This window comes from Streptomyces sp. PsTaAH-137 (assembly GCF_003259365.1).
Lineage (GTDB): Bacteria > Actinomycetota > Actinomycetes > Streptomycetales > Streptomycetaceae > Streptomyces.
The window spans coordinates 96994-118295 of sequence record NZ_QLLY01000008.1; the positions used below are offsets into that span (position 1 = coordinate 96994).

General features: G+C 63.5%; 19 protein-coding genes, 1 tRNA gene and 1 pseudogene. 12 read left to right on the forward strand and 9 right to left on the reverse strand.

The window, feature by feature from the left end; all coding sequences use genetic code 11:
* The first annotated feature begins 4 nt into the window (after positions 1–4).
* The gene (locus K377_RS19285) at positions 5–379 is read left to right on the forward strand and encodes a hypothetical protein (protein ID WP_111664660.1); all 375 of its coding nucleotides are present in this window, start codon (positions 5–7) and stop codon (positions 377–379) included.
* A 522-nt stretch (positions 380–901) separates the two neighbouring features.
* Here K377_RS19285 and K377_RS19290 read toward each other — a convergent pair.
* Both K377_RS19290 and K377_RS19295 read right to left on the reverse strand, forming a co-directional pair.
* A complete protein-coding gene (locus K377_RS19290; protein ID WP_258395083.1) occupies positions 902–1549 on the reverse strand; it encodes a very short patch repair endonuclease in 648 nt (215 codons plus the stop codon).
* 143 nt (positions 1550–1692) lie between these two features.
* Positions 1693–3009 carry a DNA cytosine methyltransferase gene (locus K377_RS19295; protein WP_111664662.1) on the reverse strand — a complete coding sequence of 439 codons (1317 nt, stop codon included), beginning with the start codon at positions 3007–3009 and terminating at the stop codon, positions 1693–1695.
* Between the two features lie 120 nt (positions 3010–3129).
* Between K377_RS19295 and K377_RS19300 the strand changes: the two genes are divergently transcribed.
* The 3 genes and pseudogenes from K377_RS19300 to K377_RS19310 form a co-directional block, all read left to right on the forward strand.
* On the forward strand, positions 3130–3918 hold the full coding sequence (locus tag K377_RS19300) for a GIY-YIG nuclease family protein (protein WP_111664663.1): 789 nt from the start codon (positions 3130–3132) through the stop codon (positions 3916–3918).
* A 459-nt stretch (positions 3919–4377) separates the two neighbouring features.
* Positions 4378–4509 carry a winged helix-turn-helix domain-containing protein gene (locus tag K377_RS42730; RefSeq protein ID WP_309252237.1) on the forward strand — a complete coding sequence of 44 codons (132 nt, stop codon included), beginning with the start codon at positions 4378–4380 and terminating at the stop codon, positions 4507–4509.
* An 83-nt stretch (positions 4510–4592) separates the two neighbouring features.
* Positions 4593–5117 (forward strand): annotated as a pseudogene (locus K377_RS19310) (transposase); the annotation flags it as partial.
* Positions 5118–5669: 552 nt separating this feature from the next.
* Here K377_RS19310 and K377_RS19315 read toward each other — a convergent pair.
* The 4 genes from K377_RS19315 to K377_RS19330 form a co-directional block, all read right to left on the reverse strand.
* Complete coding sequence (locus K377_RS19315) at positions 5670–8498, reverse strand: Z1 domain-containing protein (protein ID WP_111664664.1); 2829 nt, start codon at positions 8496–8498, stop codon at positions 5670–5672.
* On the reverse strand, positions 8495–9487 hold the full coding sequence (locus K377_RS19320; RefSeq protein WP_146614741.1) for a PD-(D/E)XK motif protein: 993 nt from the start codon (positions 9485–9487) through the stop codon (positions 8495–8497). Before K377_RS19320 ends, K377_RS19315 begins: the two co-directional genes overlap by 4 nt.
* Entirely contained in the window at positions 9484–10986 is a 1503-nt protein-coding gene (locus K377_RS19325; protein WP_111664666.1) for an ATP-binding protein, read from the reverse strand. Before K377_RS19325 ends, K377_RS19320 begins: the two co-directional genes overlap by 4 nt.
* Positions 10987–11568: 582 nt before the next feature.
* The gene (locus K377_RS19330) at positions 11569–12102 is read right to left on the reverse strand and encodes a hypothetical protein (protein WP_258395084.1); all 534 of its coding nucleotides are present in this window, start codon (positions 12100–12102) and stop codon (positions 11569–11571) included.
* Positions 12103–12788: 686 nt separating this feature from the next.
* Between K377_RS19330 and K377_RS19340 the strand changes: the two genes are divergently transcribed.
* Entirely contained in the window at positions 12789–13487 is a 699-nt protein-coding gene (locus K377_RS19340; RefSeq protein ID WP_111664667.1) for an Eco29kI family restriction endonuclease, read from the forward strand.
* Between the two features lie 675 nt (positions 13488–14162).
* Here K377_RS19340 and K377_RS19350 read toward each other — a convergent pair.
* Positions 14163–14906: a GntR family transcriptional regulator gene (locus tag K377_RS19350; protein ID WP_111664669.1), complete on the reverse strand. Its 744-nt coding sequence runs from the start codon at positions 14904–14906 to the stop codon at positions 14163–14165.
* Positions 14907–15425: 519 nt separating this feature from the next.
* On the reverse strand, positions 15426–15707 hold the full coding sequence (locus K377_RS42325) for a hypothetical protein (RefSeq protein ID WP_111664672.1): 282 nt from the start codon (positions 15705–15707) through the stop codon (positions 15426–15428).
* A 79-nt stretch (positions 15708–15786) separates the two neighbouring features.
* Here K377_RS42325 and K377_RS19370 point away from each other — a divergent pair, with 79 nt between their 5' ends.
* The 3 genes from K377_RS19370 to K377_RS41700 all read left to right on the forward strand — a co-directional run bounded on the left by K377_RS19370 (position 15787) and on the right by K377_RS41700 (position 16997).
* Positions 15787–16545 (forward strand): GntR family transcriptional regulator, encoded by a 759-nt coding sequence (locus K377_RS19370; RefSeq protein WP_111664673.1) that lies wholly within the window; start codon positions 15787–15789, stop codon positions 16543–16545.
* Positions 16546–16579: 34 nt separating this feature from the next.
* Positions 16580–16846, forward strand: coding sequence for a hypothetical protein (locus K377_RS19375; RefSeq protein WP_111664674.1), 267 nt, complete (start codon positions 16580–16582; stop codon positions 16844–16846).
* Positions 16847–16914: 68 nt separating this feature from the next.
* Positions 16915–16997: transfer RNA gene (locus K377_RS41700), tRNA-Arg, on the forward strand.
* Positions 16998–17179: 182 nt separating this feature from the next.
* On the opposite strand, the gene K377_RS19380 is transcribed toward K377_RS41700, so the two are convergent.
* Entirely contained in the window at positions 17180–17692 is a 513-nt protein-coding gene (locus K377_RS19380) for a hypothetical protein (protein WP_111664675.1), read from the reverse strand.
* 243 nt (positions 17693–17935) lie between these two features.
* On the opposite strand from K377_RS19380, the gene K377_RS19385 reads away from it, so the two are divergent.
* The 4 genes from K377_RS19385 (at position 17936) to K377_RS19400 (ending at position 21299) form a co-directional block, all read left to right on the forward strand.
* Positions 17936–18454: a toxin-antitoxin system HicB family antitoxin gene (locus tag K377_RS19385; protein WP_111664676.1), complete on the forward strand. Its 519-nt coding sequence runs from the start codon at positions 17936–17938 to the stop codon at positions 18452–18454.
* 68 nt (positions 18455–18522) lie between these two features.
* Positions 18523–19374, forward strand: coding sequence for a DUF4097 family beta strand repeat-containing protein (locus tag K377_RS19390; RefSeq protein WP_111664677.1), 852 nt, complete (start codon positions 18523–18525; stop codon positions 19372–19374).
* 102 nt (positions 19375–19476) lie between these two features.
* Complete coding sequence (locus K377_RS19395; protein WP_375605932.1) at positions 19477–20490, forward strand: ATP-binding cassette domain-containing protein; 1014 nt, start codon at positions 19477–19479, stop codon at positions 20488–20490.
* Positions 20487–21299, forward strand: a complete 813-nt coding sequence (locus K377_RS19400; protein WP_111664679.1) for an ABC transporter permease — start codon at positions 20487–20489, stop codon at positions 21297–21299. Before K377_RS19395 ends, K377_RS19400 begins: the two co-directional genes overlap by 4 nt.
* The last annotated feature ends 3 nt before the right edge of the window (positions 21300–21302 follow it).

The window sequence follows — 21302 nt, forward strand, 5'->3', positions numbered from 1 at the left end:
GCTGATGCCCCCTGATGAGCGGCGCCGTGCGCCAAGGCACGCGAGCGAGATCCGCAACGTCTACGAACTCCTTGACGAAGTCCGCCTGCGTCCAGGGATGTGGGTGCACGGCAGCTCGCTGCTGCATCTCGACTCGATGTTGATGGGCTACCGCATCGCGCTGAACCCATACGGCGCCTACGAAGACTGGCCCTTCTGGAACCCTGGGAGCCAAGGCTCCTTCGCCGAGTGGTTGTGGCAACGACTTGGCCGTCACAGCTCGTTGGGCTGGGCCGCAGAGATTGAGCGACAAGCTCAGGCCGCAGGCCAGGAAGCCATGGAACTGTTCTTCAGTCTGTTCGACGAGTACCGAACCGAGCGCGAACACACGGCGCGATAGAACTTTCCCTACTTCATCAAGGCCCGCGCACGGCGCGGGCGCGCGCCGCCTCTGCGGCGCGGCCTGCCTCCTGTCTGCGCCCCGGCTGGCCGCGCCCGGCGGCGCGCTGCGTGCATGCGGGCAAGGGCGGGACGTTATTCGTGGGCACAAGATGATGCCTCCGGCGGGGGATCGGCCGGCACCGGGTGTGAGGGGGGCGCCACTCCCGGCCGCGGGCACACCGTGGTGAGCGTGGTGGACTCCCATCCCGTCCACCGTCGCCCCAGGCAGAGCCGAGCAGACGCGGCCCATGGCGTCCAGGTCGTTCGTACAGTGGCGCGCTCCACCTGGACGCCATGAACCACGCCCGCTCCACAGACGTGTGGGTCGACGGCGGACGGGATGGAAGCAAGGGAAAGTGGTGGGTACCGAGGACGGACAGGAGCTACGGCTCAATCTCCCCAATGGACCCCTCAGACCTCCAGGAAACCTTGAGTACGGGCGCGGTTCGAACTAGACGCCGCAAGTTGGCAGGTCTCGCCTCTACCTCGACTTCAACGGCGAGTTCTGTCTTGACCGCACAGCCTTGCCCACCTCTTGCGCGGCTTGCTCCGGATCTTCGTGCTCCCAGAACCGGACGACGAGCCATCCCGCGTTACGGAGCGCCTCGTTGGTCTCAGCATCGCGGGCTTGATTCCCTGCGATCTTCTCCTGCCAAAACGCCGCACCCTTCTTGGCCGGGCGGTGGTGGTCAGGGCAGCCGTGCCAGTAGCAACCATCGACGAAGACGGCTACGCGCGCTTTGGTGAACACCACATCAGCGGTACGGCGTAGGTCGGGTACGGGCCTGACTCCCACGCGGTACCGCAGTCCGTGCCTATGAAGCGCGGACCGCAACAGCTTTTCGGGCTTCGTGTCCCGTCCTTTGTTGGCGACCATGACCGCTCGGGAAGCGGGGGACGACGCCCACGAGTCGGCGGGAACGGGCTCGGCGGTCACGTATCCGGCGGCGTGAGCCATCTTCCATGCCTGCGCGAGGTTCGCGGCACGAGTCGTGGCGTCTACCTCGCCGACATACCGTTCCTGTGTCTCGCCTTGCTGAGACCATCGTAGGTAGGCGCGGATGCGGCGGGTGCTGCGGTACAGGCGCAGCGCGATGGACCCGCGCGCGTATCGACTCTCGCCGACCACGACCGCGCGCGACAGGCGACTACCGGCGGCTCGATCTTGCTCGGCCGCTCGGGCCTCCCTGCTTATTCCCGGTCTCGGCTTCCACGCCCGATCGGAAGGCATTCGATCCTTCCAACGCCTCGACCGATCGCTGGCGGGCTCGGTCACTTCCGCTTCTCCGGGTCCTCCAGAGCCCCAACCGACTTGAGGGCTGTAGCTACGGCGTCCGCGAACACCTTCCCCAGTTTGACCGGAACGGCGTTGCCCAGCTGGCGCATCTTCTCGCCACGCGGGCCTTCGAGTACCACGTGGTCCGGGAACGTCATGACTCGCGCGGTCTCACGCACGGTCATGTATCGGTATCCGTTTCCGCCCCCGAAGTTGACGAAGTTGACGTCGTCGAGCTGCATGACGGATTCCCCGCCCGGCACACCGTGCACACCCGCCTTCACTGTCTTCGCGGGCCGGTCCAACACGTTCGGTGTGTGCCCGGTATACATACGAGCCGCAGGCCACCCAATGTGGTCGGGGATGCCGCCCACCGGGAGCTTGCCCTTGACTGCCTCCTCCGTAACATACGGAAGCGGCTTCCCCTCGTTCTCGTCGATACCCACGATGGCGTCCCGCAGCGTGCGCCAGGGCTTTAGCTTCAGCTTCCCCTTGGTCTTCGGGTCTTCGTAATCAAGTTCGGGAAGGTTAGCGATAACGCGCTTCCGGGCCTCAGGGGAAACATTTTTGTGCCGCCCTGTCCAGTAAGGTCCACCCTCGCGCATGGAGTGAACCATCGACTCTTCGGAATGCGTCTCCTTGGGCATGAACTCGCCCCAATTAACGTCGAGATCAGCGCGGAACGCTACAATGATCACGCGATTCCGAATCTGCGGAACACCGTAGTCGGCCGCGTTGACCGCCATTTCCTTGACAACGTATCGTTCCGACAGATCAACCGTGTCGTTGGCGATCAGCTTCTCAAGAATCTCATTATGCTCTTCCCATGCGTGATTCTTGTCCCGCTCCGCGAACGGCAAGCGCATCTCGTTCAAGATGTAGTCGAAATAGGGCTTGAAGGAGGGTCGAAGTAGACCGCGAACGTTCTCGCAGATAACCGCTTTCGGCTTCATCTCCCGAATGGCACGAAACATCTGCGGAAACATGTTCCGCTCGTCTTCCATGCCCTTGGCGACTCCGCCGAGACTGAACGGCTGACAGGGTGGCCCGCCAGCGAGGACGTCGACCTCGTCCGTGACGAGATCAGTGAAGTCGATGTCACGCACGTCGCCGGGGACTAGCGGCCAACGCTTCTTCGGCTCGTCTGGGTTCGGAGGGTTGTTCGTCAGAGACTCGCACGCCCGCTTCGCGTACTCGTTCACCAGAAGCGGGCGGAAGCCCGCGGCGTGCACAGCCATCGCGAGCCCCCCGCCGCCGGCGAACAGCTCTACACATGTACCCACCTCTTGGCGTTCTTCCCGCAGTTCAGACATGAGAGAAGCGTACCGCGGAGTTTGCGATCATCAACCAGCTTCAAGGAAGACGCGCAACATGCTTCCCGTTTTCACCGGTTAAGGTGATGCCGATCACTCGCCCGGAAGGGAGCCCAGGCCTTGCCACTGGAGAATCACGCCGAGTTCAAGCTGAGCATCACGAAGGCGCTCGGCGATCAGTTGGCCGCAGCACTGGAGACGCTCACTCCCGCGCCACTGACCGAGGAGAACATCGCCCGCCTCCCGCGCCACAAGGGGGTGTATCAGCTTTTCCGGCACGGCGAACCCGTGTACATCGGGAAAGCCGACGCCACCCTCGGCCAGAGGCTGAGGAAGCACCTTAAGAAGCTCAGTGGTCGTGAGAATATCCACTTGGAGTGGATGACCTTCATGGCTTTGTCCGTGGACGAGGACTTCGCGGCGGTGGCTCCGGAAAAGCTCCTAATCGACAGCTTCCAGAGCGACGGTCGGGCGCCGTGGAACGAGAACGGATTCGGTATCAATGATCCCGGGGTTGAGCGCGACACCACGGTCTTCTCGGATGACCATTTCGATCAGCTATACCCCGCCAACCTTGATTGGGTAATAGGCGATCTCCCGCAAGGAACTCAAACCCTGCGCTCCTTTTTGAAGTTCGCCAAGACTGCGCTGCCGTACACCTTCAGGTACGCGTACTACCGAACTAAGAGGGAGAGTTTCTACGAGCAGTTCGAGGTAACCATCGAACAGCCAGAGATGACGGCAAATGACTTCCTTCGTTTCGCGAGCTCCCAGCTGCCCGAGTCGTGGCAGATCATGGTACTGCCTGGATACGCCGTAATGTACCCAAGGGAGATGCACTCTCAAAGCGCGCGACGGCATTACATAGCCGGTCTGGAACTCGCGCCCAATCTCGATCTTCATCCGTGATCGGCGAAACCCAGCAGGGAGTGACGCCCAAACGACCCGTGGCTGCGTCGAAGGTGTCGATCAGACGCTAGACCGTTACTGAGCTTGAACTCGGGTTGTCGTAGTTGCGACAGAGCTTGATCCGGGCGGTATGCCGTCTCGTATGAGGTATGCGCAGGGCGGTGGTCTATCGGATGAGCGCCGGCAAGTTCCGCGAGGGGATCAGGCTGAGGGCGGCCGAGCGGTTCGCCTCTGGTGAGCCGAGTTCGGTGATTGCGAAGGAGTTGCGGGTCAGCATTCGGCCGGTCGAGCGGTGGCGGACTTGGGACCTGGGCGGTCCGCGCGCTTCGGTCGTCGGGTGCGGCCTCGCCACCGCGGCTGCGTGAGGGCCAGTTCGCCGAGCTGGAGGCGGAGTTGACTAAGGGCCCGGTCACGCACGGCTGGCCGGATCAGCGGTGGACTCTGCCGAGGGTTAAGACCGTGATCGGCCGCAGATTCCACACGAGCTGCACCCTGCAAGGCGTGCGTAAGCTGCTGATCCGGCACGGCTTCTCCTGTCAGGTCCCGGCGAGACGGGCCATGGAACGTGACGAAAAGGCGACCTGCGGCTAGGTGAAGGAGACGTGGCCGCGGGTGGAAGGACCGCGGCGGCGCTCGATGCGTGGATCGTCTTCGAGAACGAGTCCGGCTCCTCGATGACGCCGCCGGTCGCCCGAACCTGGGCCAGGCGGGGCCGCACCCCCGTCATCCGAGTATGCGGCCGTTCCCGCCGTCGGATCTCCAGCGCTTCTCTGGCCTGTTACAAGCCGGGCGAACGCTCCCGGCTGATCTACCGGCCGCGTTGCGACGACCGCCAGCGCGACAGTCGCAAGAGCTTCGCCTGGACGGACTACCGCGACCTGCTCATCACCGCGCATCAGCAGCTCGGCAGGCCGATCGTGCTGGTCTGGGATAATCTCAACGTCCATCTCGCCTATGGACTGCGGCAGTTCGTCGCCCGCCAGGACTGGCTGACCGTCCACCAGCTCCCCTCCTATGCACCATACCTCAACCCGGTCGAGGGTATCTGGTCCCTGCTACGACGCGGCTGGCTCTCCAACACTGCCTTCGCCACCCCCGAGCACCTCATCCAGACGATCAGGCACGGGCTGAGGACGATCCAGTACCGTCCTCGCCTCATCGACGGATACCTCGCCGGAATAGGGCTGTCACTCACACCGACGACTTCATGCGTTCAGGCTCAGCAATTCGGAAACCGCCGGTCGGAGCACGGACGTCCGCAGACCATCAGCACAGGTGTGAGAGGCGTACGAACCCAAGCTGTCGGCCCCGCCCGGGTCGCATCGGGACGAAGGGTTCGTGGTCTCAATGGTGGTCTCATCGCCGCTTGGTTCGCGGCGGTCCGCTGGCATCCGTCGAGGTCCGGTAGGCCCCGTGACCAGGCCGGTAAGACAATCGACGGACCTCGAGAGACGCCTCCGAACCAAGATCGGATAACTCGTAATGCGAGGGTCTCGACAGGGACCGCCAGCGACAGCGCATCCAGCAAGTGTCGAACTGTGCTCAAGGCTCACACGCGGTCGCAGGTGCGCGAACAGCAGCACGTCAGCCAGGGCCGCAGCAGCAACGCAGGTGGTTGCCGTGGTCATGGCGAGGTATCCGAGCGCTGGGACAGAGGTTCGGTCATCTCGGCGGACACTGGCTCCGCAGCCGGACCCAGTCGCATTATGGCGTTGCACTGCCAGACAGCGGCGACGGAAATCAGCTCGCTGTCACAGACTCGAATCCACGCGGTACTTCAGGATCCGGCCGTCGTCCGGTTTGGCGGCTGAAGGAAGCTCCAACCGGAATGCCATGACGATTCGAGTTGGGTCAAATCTGCTGGTTTCCTCCTCTGGCTTGGCAATCATGGGGTAGAGCAACATGCCAGCCGTACGTGAACCCGGAACGCGCACTACATCATGAAGCAACCGATGATGTATGGGTTGCGACTTCGCCTGGAGGCGTCCTTCGATCTCGTTTCGACTGTGGAGACTGAAGGGTCCGAAACCAAGCAACGGCGTAGTCGATTCAGCATCTAGAAGCTGGGGCATGACAACGTGCCAGCTATCAACTTGTGAGGGATTCAAGGACGCCAGCCATCGCAGGTCCGCTTGAAACTTCTCTTCATCCAGCCAGGACAGCTTCTCCAAGATCTTGACAACCAGACCGTGGGCAAAGTCGCCCTGGAAGATGTTCAGCGACTTGCTCACGTGTGGAGCGGGCCGTGGACCGTTCACGCCGGCCAGGATAGGGCCAAATGCCTTCAAGTTATCGCGCAGCTTCGCTTTGTCGCTCAGCATCGGGTACGCGCTACTGGGCTCCTTGACGTCCGTGGCGTCTTGTTCGAGAATAGCGCACCATCTTTTATTCGCCGCAGTGGGCTTGACGGAGGAGTGTTGGGCGACCAGAGGGACAACCCTCTGAGGTGTGATCAGAGGCATCCCGTCGTCATCCATCTTTGCGTACTTGTCGAGTTGATTACGAAAAAATTCTTCGTCTTGGCAGATGCCCGCGAAGGTCTCATGAAGGCTCTTGGGGATGTAGAGGCGCACCAGATCACGGTAATTCTTCCTGAATCCGAACCAGCGGCCCATCTGCATGAGAGTGTCAGCTGCCCGGGCAGCGCGCCGGTAGTAAGTAACCGTGAGACCTTCGACGGTAAAACCGCGGGCAAGCATGTTGCCGCCGATCAAGATGCGCCACACAGGCGATGAATCAAAATCCAGTTCTTCACCTTCGATTTTATCGCTATTAACAACCAGCACCGGCTGGCCAGTTTGCTCGATAAGTGCAACGGCCTCTGCCACGTAAGGTTTGAGATCGTCAAAGCTGGTAGGTAGTGGCAAATCGCCAGCGGCCGCCGAGGAGGCTGGTGCGATGTCTCTCAGATATAGGTCGCGAAGCCTTTCTGAGCTTCTAGCCGAAGAATATCCAGCCCTGCGCCAGTATTTCTTGATGTTTTCGGCCTGATCCCTGTGGACGGTCTTCTTCTGCGCCTCGTGTACAAGCATCGTGTGGTGCTTGAACTTGCCAATCCCTATACTTTCCCTATAGAGCTTAACAGCTCCAGAAAGCACGAAGGCGTCTAGCGCCTCCGCGAGCTTGGAATCATCATCCTTCCGTAGTGGAAGGAATCTCACATGGCATTTCTCGGGTGAGTTTTCGTATGTTTTTTCTTCTTCATCCGTAAATGCATCATCGTCATAGAAGTCCGATGCCCCCATGTACCCACTGGGCCGGTCCAGGGATACGAGAAAGTCCTTCGGGAAGAGGCTGTGCGGGTCTCCGGGATCTATAAACACGTTCGCGAATGGCGTTGCCGTATAGCCCACGTACTGGGCGCGAGGCAACATCGTCAGGAGTTCTGATATCGCCTTGTTAATGGCGGTCCTCTCAGCCTCTTCCTCGTACCACTTCTTACGATTCGTGTTGATCGAAGCCTGATCCGACTCGTCGTCGATGATCAGAGTCGGAATTCCAGGCAGTCGCGCATGAACCTTCTTCAGGTCCTTGATAACTCGTTTGAGAACACCCGAGTTCTTCTTCACCACAGCGATGCGAGCAGCTTCAGGATACACATTATCGGGGTGATAAAGCGGTTTGGTTGGGTCTGCCCCTTGGAAGTCGAGAGCATCGATTGCGCCGGATTGATAGTCCTGATGATGCCTGGTGAGGCGGTGAACCTCAGGTATACGCGCCCCTGCGGGAATTTGCCCGTGGTCAATAAATTGAGCGCCAGCCCAATCCTTGTCCTGCTGGTAGTCGACATCGTCCAACGCGCTGTCGTCCGTTGGATCGATGCCCCCCAACACACTGCCGACACCAGCGAATTCCATATCGAGACGCCGCTGAGTCTGGGACCGCAGCTTATCCGTGGTTCCCGTCAATACGATAATGAGCCGGTAGCCGACATCGACCGCCTTAGCGATCACTCCGGTGAAGTTGGCCGTCTTTCCACTCTGGACATAACCGACAACGAGACCCTTTGACCGGTAAGGCTCAGCCGCAGTCGGATCAGCCAACCGCTCCACTACACGTGTGGTGGCCGGCCCGAGGGAGCTCGCTACATCTTCGGCAGCCCATCCCTTCTCGATGAGATAGTTCTTATAGTGTTCCCAGTAGAACCCCCTGTCGCTGGCTAGTCCCTCCGTGTACCAAGGACTCCAATTTACGGACGAAGCGATCACCGTGGGTCGGCCCGTTCGCGCGACCGGGAAGAGTTTCAGAAATAGTTCGGCTGTTGCCTCATCGACGCGGAGACGATCAATGATGGCAGCTCTGCGTTGGTCACTCGCAGCCTCAGTCTGCTGCGTCCATGAGTCGGTGGAAAGCGCGGCGTCCCATCCGGCTATGTTCAGGTGCATTTTGATTCGCAGAGGGTCATTGGCGCCGACTGAGCCGAGGTAGCGACAAAGCTCGGCATCCCCCACACGAATCGGTGGAGCGTCAGAGTCATGCGCAGCAAATTCGGCTGCGTCGTGAATAGGTCGGGGCCCGCGTGCTTCCATCAGTTTGAGAGCCGCGAGGTAAGCGTCCGCCAGTTCTTGACCGTCACTCATACATTGTCCAACCCTTCAAGGCTGTCTGCGAGAAATTCCGGTAGTGGAGCACTTGGCGATCGGCCTGTAAGGTCGATTTGATAACGGACCTGGACGATATGATCCCGGGTCGACACTCCGCAGATTTCATCCGGCGTGAGGCGAGGGAAGTCACCCGCAACGGCAAAAACTGCTGGCTTCGTGCGGAGCATCCAGGGGCCCTGACACGTGCGCTCGAAGCGATCGCGCCAGCCAGCATGTTGAAGACGTTCTTCCAAAGCCGCACGGTCTTCGTCGTCTCGTGCTCCAGCCCGGACGAGGCGGACCAAGTCAGGTAGCCTGTTCCCGGCACCTGGCCCTGCCGACGTTATTTGGCAAGAGGCAAGCCAAAGGGGCCGGGGGCCGGTAGGGCGCAGCTGAGTTAGAGATTCTATCCAATGGATACGTCGTTCCGACCGAGTCGTCTTAACCTCGATATTGAGACCGCGCAAGGCGAAATCGTGCTCTTCCCTTTGAGGGCCCAACCACGCAGCGAGTGCCTCCTTACTGCCGATTGTCCGCGCTAATCCGAGCAATACAATGAGCTCACCAAACAGTCCCACCTCCCGCTCGATCTCCAGAGAACGGCTGCTCTGGATCAGGTTGGCCAGCGAACAAACGGTGTCGGCTAGCGCCTGCTCCGGGGAAAGACCTCGTAATTGAATCCGGTCAGCGATGGAACAAAGCATGGGATAGGCATCGGCGAACAGGTCACGACGGGTCACAGCAATCTCTAGATGTCGAATTCCACCATTCCATACGACCTGGCAACGAATATGCTCCAACCCTAATTCAGCAACAACCCCAGTGCCACGAAATGGAATTCGGAGTCCAATCTCCGATTGTTTCGGGGAAATGAAAAAAACTAAAGCCGGGTTGCCGGCTATGGGCTGGTCGATGGGAATGTTAGAGCGCAGGTAGCTCCCGAGGCTCGCCTCGCTTAGGTGGCGCCGTTCGACCCCGCTGGTCACGATATTTCGCCCCGCGCTGCCACGGTCAACAACTCCTGCCAAATTTCAAGATTATCTTTATCTTTTGGGCCGAGATATTCACCCTGAAATAGGTCTTCCATGAGAATATACAGAAGCGCCTTGAGGACGGGCATGTCGTTCAGTTGGCCTCTGCGACCGCCTAGAAGTGCCGCCCGATAACGATCATTGAGCCATAGTGTACGGTTCTCGCGATCCACGCGAAAGAAAAACTCATTCGCGAAGGGGGTCCAGCGAATATCGATGGAGTCTTCGTTCTCCAGTATCGGTATTTCTCGCTCGATGGCTTTCTTTAGGTACGGAGCGAGGCCGCGCCCGGGGGCAATCATTCGTTTACGCTGCATTTTTCGCCTACGGGAGTCGCGGAATGCAGTTTCGGCGGCTTGCAGGTAGTTAGCGAGGGTGGTGCTGTCCTCGGCGCGGGCCTCCTCGCACAGGTAGGAAAACTTTGGCCCCGCGCTGACCTTGGATTTTTCCGGATTCATTCTAAAAAGACCGATCGTGTCGTCTTCGATGTCGATTTCGACACGTGCCAAACGAAGTCGACGGTCGCCGGCATGGATCCCCTCCCACCCGCCAGCGTGGAGCAGGCGGTCGTTTCGATAGAAGTACAACCCTTGCCTCGAGTCAGCCCCGCCCGGAAGGTTAAACTCGGGAAGTTGTGAACGACCAGGCCAGATGTGGCAGCGCATGCTCAGAGTGAGCCCATCGGCCTGGCCTACCAAATTCTTGGGCCAACCACTCTTCCCTGACCGCATGTAGCCGAAAGGGTCGAGTGGTGAAATCTCAAAACGACTTCCACATTCCCCGGTCTCTGCCTCTTCTACCTCGATCCATATCTTCAGACGCCGCGCAGCCAGTAGCCGATGCATAACCAGCCCGAGGTGCTGCCGTATCTCCACAAGCGTCCTGCTGATATATTCCTCCACCCGGGCTGGGTCATCGGTGGCGGGGAACCCGGTGACCTCGTCCCAGCGAACCACGGTTTGCCCCGCGCCCTGAGGGAGGTTCCACTCGCGGGCAAGCTCGCCGGCTGCGAAATGTTCAGGCACCACGCCGCAGAGAAATCCGCTCTGGTGAGGGCCAAGCTCCCACTGGCGCCCCACTGCCTGTCCTCTCTGATTCCGAGAGAGAAGGGTGAGCCTGCGAGCCTGGCTGAAGGAAGCGGCCTTCAAGCCGATGCCGAAACGACCAAGATCACCGGGCCTGTACTTGCGATGCCCGCCGAGAGTCATGGCGTCATCAATTGCTTCGGCTGCTATGCCAGAGCCATTGTCAACCACGTAGAGGCTACAAAGCCTGCCCGCATTCCTAACTATACGGATGAGGGTGTCCGTGGCTCCTGCGTCCACAGAGTTGTCCACCAGGTCGGCTAGTGCGGTTGGTAGCGAGTGATTGCGCCCTAGTCCATCCATTGACCGCGCACCTGGCGGCAGGTCGACGCTGCCACTCGTAGGAACCTCGTTGCGCCATCTGACCATGTGACGATGATCGCTGCGGGTTCAGTGCGTGTAAAGGCGATTGGGTGTCTTGGTGGCTCGGCAGCGGCAAGTAACGATGCCGCTACGACTCATGAGGTAGTGGCGCCGTGCTACGTCTGTGCTCGCATGTGTACGACTGCATCCTGGGGAGCGTTCTCCGCCGTGCACGGAGGCGGATGCGATCTCCCTCGATCTCGCAATTCCGGAATTGACAATTCCGTTTATCCCGGCAGCGCCTTGGGGCTTCGTGGGTAGGCGCGCTCCTGGACGAATACCGCCACTGCCGTCGCCCTCGCCTCGAACGTGTCGAGGGCATCTCAAGTGCCGTTGATTGGGCCGAGGTCAGAGTCACACCCGTGCTAGCCACACTCCACCCGGCGGCGTCTGCTGAGAACTCCCCGATGTCGCAGCCAGGCTCTCCACGCATGGGGCGGCGGCCAGAGTTACGTCCCGACGAGGAGGATGGACCGCTCCGACTCCCGCCTGCTTGGGGTGGACGGGCCACCGCCTCACTTGTGGCCTTCCCCAGGGGGTTGCAGAACGGCCTGAAGGTAGGCGGACCAGCTCGCTGCAAAGCTGCCACTAGCCGCAAGAGTCGCAGACGCCCGTCACCGGAAGCTGAACGAAGCAACCAGTACACACGGGGGGCGGCTCCGCGGTTCGGTCGCGCCGGCGCTCGATGGCTGCCTGGTACTTAGGAGCAAGAGCGGCGATCCCTCCGCTGGGAGGGAGGGTCGCGCCGAACCGCTGGTAGCAGGCTAGGCGTGCTTCGGCAGCATGCCGTTCGCGCTCCTCTACCCGATGTACGGGAGGCTGCCCCGCTACCTCAAGAACTTCCTTATAGCCCACGCCGACCATGCCGTCGTCGGTGTGCACGACCAGTGCAGTCAGTGGCGGATCGCCTCTCTGGTGCGCTTCACGGACCACCTTCCCGAGGACAGAACCAATCCAGTTGTGGAGCAGAGCCTGGGTGCGGATGCCTGACCTTTCTTGTATCTCCTCTCCCAGCTCCTTGTAGGTGATGACGGCGTGATACGTACGCGCTACCTCGACCAGTGCTGAGTAGGCCTCTTCTGCCCATCTCTCGCGCCCGTCCATCGCCTCGTGGTGCCCCACTGTGCCCCCTTGATGCCACTGCTCGCCCGATAGCCGGGCGGCCATCACGGACTCGGTCAATCAATCCTGCCCGTTCGGTGGCCGGGCGTCATGGGGCTGAGCACGGAGGCCCTTCGTCATTGCAGGTGCCGTACCACTAACCCATTCACCCCACCGAGCACTGCGAGCTCCACCGGCCGTCGCCGGTGATGGTCAGTTGCCGGTTCTCGAAGCGTGGAGTGGACCTGCCACAGCGGGACCGTCAGGTGTGGCCGAGCAACGTTCAAGTCCGCATCCCGCAGGAACTCGAACGACGGGATCCTCCGGACATCCCCCGGAACCAAAGGCCAGCTGGCGGCTCGCCGCCCGGGATGCCCCCTTCCCCGGCTTGGGCATGGACGTGTCTTCGGGGTCGCGGAGAAGGGTCCCGTTCTCAGTCAGCGTCTTCAAGGCCCGTTTCGCGAACTCATTGACCAGGAGCGGCCGGAAGCCCTCGTTGTGTACCGCCATCGCCAGGCCGCCTCCACCCGCAAGGAGCTCAACAGGCGTCCTGCCAGCGTATTTACGTTTCTGCTGATCAGGCGTGACCAAAGCGTACCGCAGAGTTATTGATCATGTGTGCAGACCCACGAAGATGCTGGTTCACCAGGGAAATGCCTTCACTAGAGTGATCGCCACATCATCGGACGAGAAGGAGACTGCATCACATGTCGGAGGCAACACCCACGAAAGGCGGCCGCAAGCCGCGCAACTGGCGCGAAACCGCCCTCCGCCCCGAGCCTTACGACCCTCTGACTCTGGAGAATCTCGGGCGCAGCATCGAGATGCGGATGTTGGAGATGGAGCCAGCCCCACTCACCGACGTGCCTCTGATGATAGGAGCCGGAATCTACGCCCTCTACTACGTCGGCTCGCACGAGCTTTACACGCCAATCGCGGAGCCGTACTGCCAGACTCCCATCTACGTGGGTAAGGCCACTCCAGAGGGCGGACGTAAGGGAGGCGAGGCCGGAGCCCCTGACGAGGAGGACGCTCTATGGGATCGTCTCCGCGACCATCGCCGCTCCATCGAGCAAGCCCGTGACCTCGATGTGGCCGACTTCCGAGTGCGGTATCTCGTCGCTGTCGACTTCTTCGTCTCCCTCGCCGAACAGCTCATGCTCCGACAGTTCAAACCAGTCTGGAACACCATCGTGGACGGCTTCGGGAACCACGCGCCGGGTAGCGGCCGAACCAGCCAGGCACGGCCCCCGTGGGACGACCTCCACCCAGGCCGCTCGTGGTCGACACCGGAGAGAATGCCGAAGCCCAGTCAGTACACCGCCGCAGAGTCCGAGATCCGAATCTTGAACCACTGGGAGCAGTCGGGACGCCTCCCCGCGGTCACTCCTCTCCTTCCGGAGTGACTCCACCGCACTGAAGGCAGGTTCGAAGAGCTGTACGAGTCCTCACCGCGCCACAGTCGTGCCAGATGTAAGCGGTCAGCCGCAGTCAACGACGTTGCCAGCCCACAGGCGGCGTCTCTTCCTCACCGCTCCTCAGCAGACCGTGGACTATCCATGGACACAAGCCGCCTGATCGACAGCCGTTGGGGCCATGACCAGCCGCGTTGTGTAGGTCTCAAAGGGCCTCCGGAGCCGTTGTGTTTCCGCCTCCACTACGCAGACCGAGGTGCCAGACAACGGTGTCGGAGGGCCCCGATTGTTTCTCGGGGCCCTCCGACGTCCTTGCCTTGGATGGCTAGCCAATTGCCGACGTCAACCGGGGCGCCTCGTCGCCACGCTCGTGGCGGGCTGAGTCTGGCTGCGGCAAGCGCCGGCCGCGGCTTGTTGCAACTCTGAGAGTTGTCGTCAGAGCCCCCACGAGGTCCCTCGTCACCAGACGCAAGTCGTTCGGTGCCACCTTCTCCCCGGAGAGCAGTTCGACTGCCTGGTCCAGGACTTCGGCCGCCATCCCCAAGTGGATGGCTTCCGTGTTGTCGGCCAGGCGGGACAAGTAACTGTTCGCGTTGTCGGTGCTCAAGTAGCAGGGCTGGCCCTCGGGGCCCGACCAAGGGAGGAGTCGTAGCTCGTTCGGCGTCGTCATCCTTCCCTCCTGTTCTCTGTGGGCGCGGCACGGGTGATGAAGTACGCGTCTGCCCGGTGGCTGGCAAGGACGAGGAGCGCCGCCTCGATCACGCGGCCGGTGCTGTCGATCGTCACACGGGTGATGTCGAGCACCGCAAGGGTGGAGCCGATTCGAAGGCTTTCGGCTTCTTCGTGTGTCGGCAGGCGGGCTGTGAGGCGTTCTCGGATCTCTGTCGGTGGTGGGCAGTACTCCGCCAATTTCGGTCCGAAGGCCCGACACGAACGCGGCTCACAAGGCAGGCCCTTCGGTGGCAGATCACATGGCACGTAGATGCGGGCCAGGCTGTGCGGGGAGGGACCCTCGTTGTGGATGCACAGGAACTGAGTTAGTTCCGTGTTGGCCGGCACCCGCAGCAGAGGGACCAAGTGTCCTTGTGCCTGGAGTCGAGTGGTGCGGACGGTGACCCGCAGCGTTGGGTCAATCCTGCTGTTTTCAGAGCGCGTTCGGCTACCGCCGATGTATGTGTGACGGCGCGACGCGAGACCGACGAAGTTGCCCTTGCCGTGCGTCTTCTCGACCAGGCCCTCGCTCTGGAGGAGGGCCAAGGCGCCTCGCAGTGTCGACGTACTCACTCCGTACCGCGAAGCGAGGGTCGTTTCGGAGGGGAGGCGTTCGCCCGCTTTGAGTTCGCCGGTCGTGATCTGGTTGCGGAGGTCGTCGGCGATGGTTTGGCGGCGTGAGGGCACGGTTCCGGTCACCGCCTTCTCAGCGTTCGGAGGGCGATCAGGCGAGTCCGTGAGCCCATGGTCAGGAGATCGCCCGTTTCGAACCGGACCTGCTTGGCCCCTCCGGGCAGTTGGATGAGATCAACTACCCGATGCGGACTGCCGCCGACGTTGATGACGTCCTCGCGCCGGATGCTGGACGCAGTGATCTCGATGGGAGCCGCCACAACTCCACTCGGCGACCACGCCCTCACCGGGGTACCTCCGGTGCGCTGCCACCGGAGGCCAGCGAGTGACATTCGCAGCCGCACGTCTCGTAGATCAGGGGTACGTCGACCAAAGAGGCCGTGGGCGAGGTCTGTGCGCAGGCGCTGTGCTTGCCGACTGAGCATGCACTCGACCTGTAGGGGACGGGGGTCTCGTGGGAGACGCCCGGAGGCTTGTTCAGCGACATCAGACCGCCCCTGTCAGTACGAACTCCACGAGTGGGATACGCCGTGCGCCGATGTTGCGGGCAGTACTGCAACTGCCGTTGAACATGTTGATCAGCTCCTATCGCTGGCTGCCAGGCCCTCGGACGTTGCCGGTCGACGGGGGCTCTGTGTTGACGGCGGCCCATAACGTGCGGCCGTTGAGGCTGTTGGCCAGGAGGCCGAATCGGTCGGCCTCTGCTACTGCGCTCAGGGCATCCCGCCACTTCTCGGCGGGGAGCGAGTCGGGTACCTCCGCCTCGATCACCAGGCGATCGGCGTGCCCTGTGACGCGGGGAGTGAGTCCGAGCGCCGTTAGCCGAGCAGCGATGCCTTCGGCGCGTACGCCCGAAGCAGCAGACACAGCTCCGCCCCCGTCACTTGGTAATCACTCTCCGTCAAGCTAGTTAACTAGATTAGAGCTAGTGGACTAGATTTTCTATATGCCTGAGCAGCCGCCGTACCTCCGCATCGCTGACGTGCTTCGACGTCGGATCGCGGACCAGGAGTGGGCTCCGGGGGACCGTCTCCCCTCCCGCGCCCAGATCGCCGAAGAGTGCGGCGTCGGTGAGAACGTGATTCGCCGGGCCCAAGAGTTGCTGATCTCCCAAGGCGTGCTTGAGGGGCGTGCTGGATCCGGGACGTACGTAGCCGCACCCCGTCAGCGCGTGCGCGTCGTCCGGTCCTCGGCCCGGGAGCAGCCCAGCGGGTCGCCGTTTCGTGCCGACATGAAGGCTGCGGGTAGGCAAGGCGATTGGGAGAGCCGTACCGAAGCCAAAGTGCCGGCGACTGTTGAGATCGCAGGGCGGCTCGGCATCGACGAAGGCGACCTGACCGTCCGCACCGTGTACGAGTTCCTTGCCGACGGTCGCCCCGTCCAGCTGTCGACGAGCTGGGAGCCCTACGACCTCACCGCCGGAACGCTCGTCGTTCTGCCAGAGGGTGGGCCGCACGCCGGCGCGGGAGTCGTGAACCGTATGGCCGCGATCGGCGTCACCGTCAGCCATGCCGTCGAGCAGCCCGAGCCGCGACAGGCGACCGCCGAGGAGGCCTCGCTACTCGGGATTCAGAAGTCCGCCCTCGTGACTCACATCCGGCGGACCTACTACAGCGACCAGGGGCGGCCGGTCGAGACCGCAGACATCGTCGTACCCGCCGCCCTCTGCGAGGTCGTTTACGAGATCCCCATCGACCGGCAGTGAGCCCCAAACTCCCCTCCCCCGTAAGTTGCCTGGCATGACAGCTTCGCCTGATCCAGAACCCGCGCCTGAACGCGTCAACAGCCGGGAAGATCTCGCCGCCTTCGTGCGCGCCCTGCATCGCAACCACGCCGAGGATGGGGACTCATGGGAGAACCCCGATCTCCCCAACTTCCTGGAGGCACTCTCCGCCTGGATCGACGGCGCCGGCGGCTGGTACCGCTACAACGGCCAGGAGGTGCCGGCCGACGGGGACTGGCGGTTCTTCGCTCGGGCACTGATGGCCGCGACCATGTACGAGTAGCCCTTCGACAGGGCTGTGTCGAAGGCGTGTCGAGGGCCAGCAACGGGTCGTCGACAGGGCGGGTGAGCGCCCAGGTCAGAGCACCATCACCGCTCGATAAGCCAAGCGCCTTCTAAGCGCTTGGCCGCAGGTTCGAGTCCTGCCGGGGGCGCCTCTCACCGGCCCCGCTTCGGCGGGGCCTTTCTGCTGGTCGGAGGGGCTTTGCGGGTGCCGTCGCGCTCGGTGTCCTGTTCTGTCGTCTCGGTCAGGGTTCGCCTTGACCGAGAGCCCGGCATGCGCTCACGGGTCGGCACCTGGCCGCAGGTCGCAGCATTCGGCCGCAGGAGTTCAGCGTCAGAGCTTGCCCAGGATCACCCCGCGCCACGTCCATCCCGATCCCAGAACTGCCCGTTGCAGGGGGTCTTTCAGGTCGGCGCTGTCGAAGTTGAAGGTTTGTGTGGCCTCTATTCGGCCCTGGGCGTTGCGGCCCAGGGTCCACTGTTTCGAGACCGTGCGGCCCGGGCCCCGGCCGGCCTCCGCCGAGGCGGAGAGGGTGGGGACGCCGCGTACCCAGGTGACCTCCAACCGTTGCTCCACCACCCTTACTTCGTGCCGCTCCGGAACCAGGCGCATGCGGAACCTCAGGACATGGCGTACGTCGGTGCGGGAGAAGAAGCCGTGCCAGGTTGGTTCCGTCACTCGCCACTCCGCCACGAGGTCGGCATCGTCGTCGCGGCCGTCTCGCACGGCATAGGGGACCTCGGGGCCGTTGAGGGCGAGCAGGGCCGTGCGGAGCTCCTCCGCGGGGCGTGGGGTCACGCCCTCGTCGGGGTGCTTGGTGCCGGTCAGTTTGCCGAAGAGTCCCATGCAGGGAATCTAGAGGGCCTGGCGTGCGGCATCACGTGGTGCCATGTGGCGCCATGTGGTGCCACGTGGTGTCAGCCGGCGTTCGTGCGGCGCCAGGTCGCGTCGCCCAGCCCGTTGGTGCCATGACGATTCCAAATGGCGTTGCAACATTTGTGCAGGTCAGGGTGGTCTCGGGGGTGGGCTCGGCAAGTTGTGGCGGGTATGCGCTTGCGCATGGCGCCAAAGTGGTGCCACCATGACGTCATGGACCTCACGCCGTACGTCGACACACTTCACCGGGAACTCGCGGTGGCCGCCGAAGCCGGCGGGGACGAAGCTCGCGAGTTGGCCGAGCGGCTCACCGCGCCGCTGGAGTCGGCGACCCGACTGACCCTGCTCAATGTGCTCTCCGCCGCGATGGACGAGGTCACCCGCGATCTCGCGCCCGGGTCCGTGGATGTGCGGCTGCGGGGGCTCGATCCCGAGTTCGTGGTGGCGTTGCCTGCCGGTGACAGCACCCATGAGGAGCCGCGGGCGGTCGAGGCGGTGCGGGCGGCTCCCGTGGCCGACACCGCCGACGACGGCAGCACCGCGCGGGTCAATCTGCGGCTGCCCGCCCACCTCAAGGCCCGCGCCGAGGAGGCGGCGAGCCGCGAGGGGCTGTCGGTCAACGCCTGGCTGGTGCGGGCCGTGTCGGCCGCCGTCGATCCCGGGCAGGCACAGCCTCGTACCGCCGACAAGGGGCGTTCCGGGGGGCAGAGCTTCACCGGATGGGTGCGGTAACCACCGTCCCGTTCGGGCGCATCGCCAGCAGAGACATTTCACCCACGAGTCACCAGGACGGGACAGCCATGCCTTCTTTCGACAGCCCTCAGCCGATCTCCGTCACCGCTGCCATGGACGCCGGGTCCCTGCTGTTCCTGGCCGGTGACCGCGCCGACACGGTCGTCGACGTCCAGCCCCGCGACCCCAAGCGGGACCTCGACGTCCGGGCCGCCGAGCAGACCGAGGTCAGCTACTCCGGCGGGCGGCTGAACATCCGGACGCCCAAGGGGAACTTCTTCGGGCTCGGCCGCACCGGCACAGTCGACGTCACCGTGGAACTGCCGACCGGCTCCTCCATCGAGGTCACGGGAGCCTGGGCGCAGGTGCGCGGCGAAGGGGCGCTCGGCGAGGTGCGGGTGAAGACCTCCGCCGGTGACGCCCGGTTCGACGCGACCGGGCCGCTGCACCTCACCGCCTCCCACGGCTCCATCTCCGTGGACAGCGTCGCGGGCCCCGCCGAGATCACCACCAGCTCCGGCAGCCTGCGCGTCGGCTCCGTCGAGGGCACCGCCGTCCTGAAGAACTCGCACGGCTCCACCACGGTCGGCCACGTCACCGGGTTCCTCCGGGTCAGCGGTGCCAACGGTGACATCACCGTGGAGCGCGCCGAGGGGTCGGTCAACGCCACCACCGCCAACGGCACCCTGCGCGTCCTCGACGTCACCAGCGGCACCGTCCAGCTGAAGACCTCCAACGGCGCCATCGAAATCGGTGTCCGCGAGGGCACGGCCACCTGGCTCGACCTCAACTCCAGCTCCGGGCACGTGCTCAACCGGCTCGCCGAGTCCGCCGGTCCCGAGAAGAGCGAGAACACCGTCGAGGTCACCGCCCGTACCAGCCACGGCAACATCGAAGTCCGTCGCGCCCGCGTCGCCTGACGCCCGGCACGTCCGCGACGCTTCCCGGCTCACCTCGACAGCGCTTCTCCTCTCACCTCACCTCACCAACACTTCTCGCCTCACCTCGATCGGGAGGACTCCATGCCTAGTTCTGTCATGTCCACGACCAGCTCTACGAACGCCGCCGCCGTCTCCGTCACCAACCTCCGCAAGTCCTACGGCGACAAGAACGTCCTCGACGGCATCGACCTGCACATCCCGGCCGGTTCGGTCTTCGCGCTGCTCGGTCCGAACGGGGCCGGCAAGACCACCACCGTGCAGATCCTCTCCACCCTCATCGCCCCCGACCCGGGCTCCGGGCAGATCACGGTCGGCGGGCACGACCTCGCCACGCACGCCCAGTCCGCCCGCGCCGCGATCGGTGTCACCGGGCAGTTCTCCGCCGTCGACGGGCTGATCACCGGCGAGGAGAACATGCTCCTCATGGCCGACCTGCACCACCTGTCCAAGGCCGAGGGCCGGCGCGTCACCGCCGAACTCCTCGAGCGCTTCGACCTGGTGGAGGCGGCGAAGAAGCCGGCCTCCACCTACTCCGGCGGCATGAAGCGGCGGCTCGACATCGCCATGACGCTCGTCGGCGGCCCGCGCGTCATCTTCCTGGACGAGCCCACCACCGGACTCGATCCCCGGTCCCGGCACACCATGTGGGGCATCATCCGGGCGCTCGTCTCCGACGGTGTCACCGTGCTCCTCACCACCCAGTACCTCGAAGAGGCCGACGAACTCGCCGACCGCATCGCCGTACTGAACGACGGGAAGATCGCCGCCGAGGGCACCCCGGACGAGCTCAAGCGCATCGTCCCCGGCGGGCACATCCGGCTCCGCTTCACCCACCCCGACGCCTACCAGAGCGCGGCCGCCGCACTCCAGGTGGCCGTTCGCGACGACGAGGCCCTCGCCCTGCAGATCCCCAGCGACGGCGGTCAGCGCGAACTGCGCGCCGTGCTCGACCTGCTGGACTCCGTCGGGGTCGAGGCCGACGAACTCACCGTGCACACCCCCGACCTCGACGACGTGTTCTTCGCCCTCACCGGCCCCACCGGAACCACGACCACCACCGCAACCGCCGGCTCGATCAAGGAGAACGTCCGATGAGCGCCCTCGCCGCCCAGGCCCCCGCCCGCCCGTCCCGGCTCTCCCTCGCCGTGCGCGACTCCGCGACCATGCTGCGCCGCAATCTCCTGCACGCGCGCCGCTACCCGTCGATGACCCTCAACCTGCTGCTCACGCCGGTCGTTCTGCTCCTGCTGTTCGTCTACGTCTTCGGTGACGTGATGAGCGGCGGCGCCGGGCGCGACGCCTACCTCGCCTATCTCCTGCCCGGCATCGCGCTGATGACCGTGGGGTCCACCACCATCGGCACCGCGGTCTCGGTCGCCATGGACATGAGCGAGGGCATCATCGCCCGGTTCCGCACGATGGCCATCCACCGCGGGTCGGTGCTCATCGGGCACGTCATCGGCAGCGTGATCCAGTCCGTGGCCAGCGTCGTGCTGGTCGGCGCCGTCGGTGCCGCCATCGGGTTCCGCTCCACCGACGCCACCGCCCTGGAATGGCTCGCCGCCCTCGGCCTCATCGCCCTCTTCTCCCTCGCCCTGACCTGGATCGCCGTGGGCATGGGCCTGGTCAGCCCGAACGCCGAGGCCGCCAGCAACAACGCGATGCCGCTGATCTTCCTGCCCCTCATCTCCAGCGCGTTCGTGCCGCTGCACTCGATGCCGGGCTGGTTCCAGCCGATCGCCGAGTACCAGCCCTTCACCCCGGCCATCGAGACCCTGCGCGGGCTGCTCCTCGGCACCGAGATCGGCGACAACTGGTGGATCGCCCTCGCCTGGAGCGTCGGGCTCGCCGCGCTCGGCTACTTCTGGGCGGCGTCCACCTTCAACAACGCGGACAAAAGCTGACCG

Excerpts from the sequence above, each read along its gene's own strand:
- K377_RS19285 (WP_111664660.1), top strand. The coding sequence starts at position 5 with ATGCCCCCTGATGAGCGGCGCCGTGCGCCAAGGCACGCGAGCGAGATC.
- K377_RS19295 (WP_111664662.1), bottom strand. The coding sequence starts at position 3,009 with ATGTCTGAACTGCGGGAAGAACGCCAAGAGGTGGGTACATGTGTAGAG.
- K377_RS19315 (WP_111664664.1), bottom strand. The coding sequence starts at position 8,498 with ATGAGTGACGGTCAAGAACTGGCGGACGCTTACCTCGCGGCTCTCAAA.
- K377_RS19325 (WP_111664666.1), bottom strand. The coding sequence starts at position 10,986 with ATGGTCAGATGGCGCAACGAGGTTCCTACGAGTGGCAGCGTCGACCTG.
- K377_RS19340 (WP_111664667.1), top strand. The coding sequence starts at position 12,789 with ATGTCGGAGGCAACACCCACGAAAGGCGGCCGCAAGCCGCGCAACTGG.
- K377_RS19370 (WP_111664673.1), top strand. The coding sequence starts at position 15,787 with ATGCCTGAGCAGCCGCCGTACCTCCGCATCGCTGACGTGCTTCGACGT.
- K377_RS19375 (WP_111664674.1), top strand. The coding sequence starts at position 16,580 with ATGACAGCTTCGCCTGATCCAGAACCCGCGCCTGAACGCGTCAACAGC.
- K377_RS19380 (WP_111664675.1), bottom strand. The coding sequence starts at position 17,692 with ATGGGACTCTTCGGCAAACTGACCGGCACCAAGCACCCCGACGAGGGC.
- K377_RS19385 (WP_111664676.1), top strand. The coding sequence starts at position 17,936 with ATGGACCTCACGCCGTACGTCGACACACTTCACCGGGAACTCGCGGTG.
- K377_RS19390 (WP_111664677.1), top strand. The coding sequence starts at position 18,523 with ATGCCTTCTTTCGACAGCCCTCAGCCGATCTCCGTCACCGCTGCCATG.
- K377_RS19395 (WP_375605932.1), top strand. The coding sequence starts at position 19,477 with ATGCCTAGTTCTGTCATGTCCACGACCAGCTCTACGAACGCCGCCGCC.
- K377_RS19400 (WP_111664679.1), top strand. The coding sequence starts at position 20,487 with ATGAGCGCCCTCGCCGCCCAGGCCCCCGCCCGCCCGTCCCGGCTCTCC.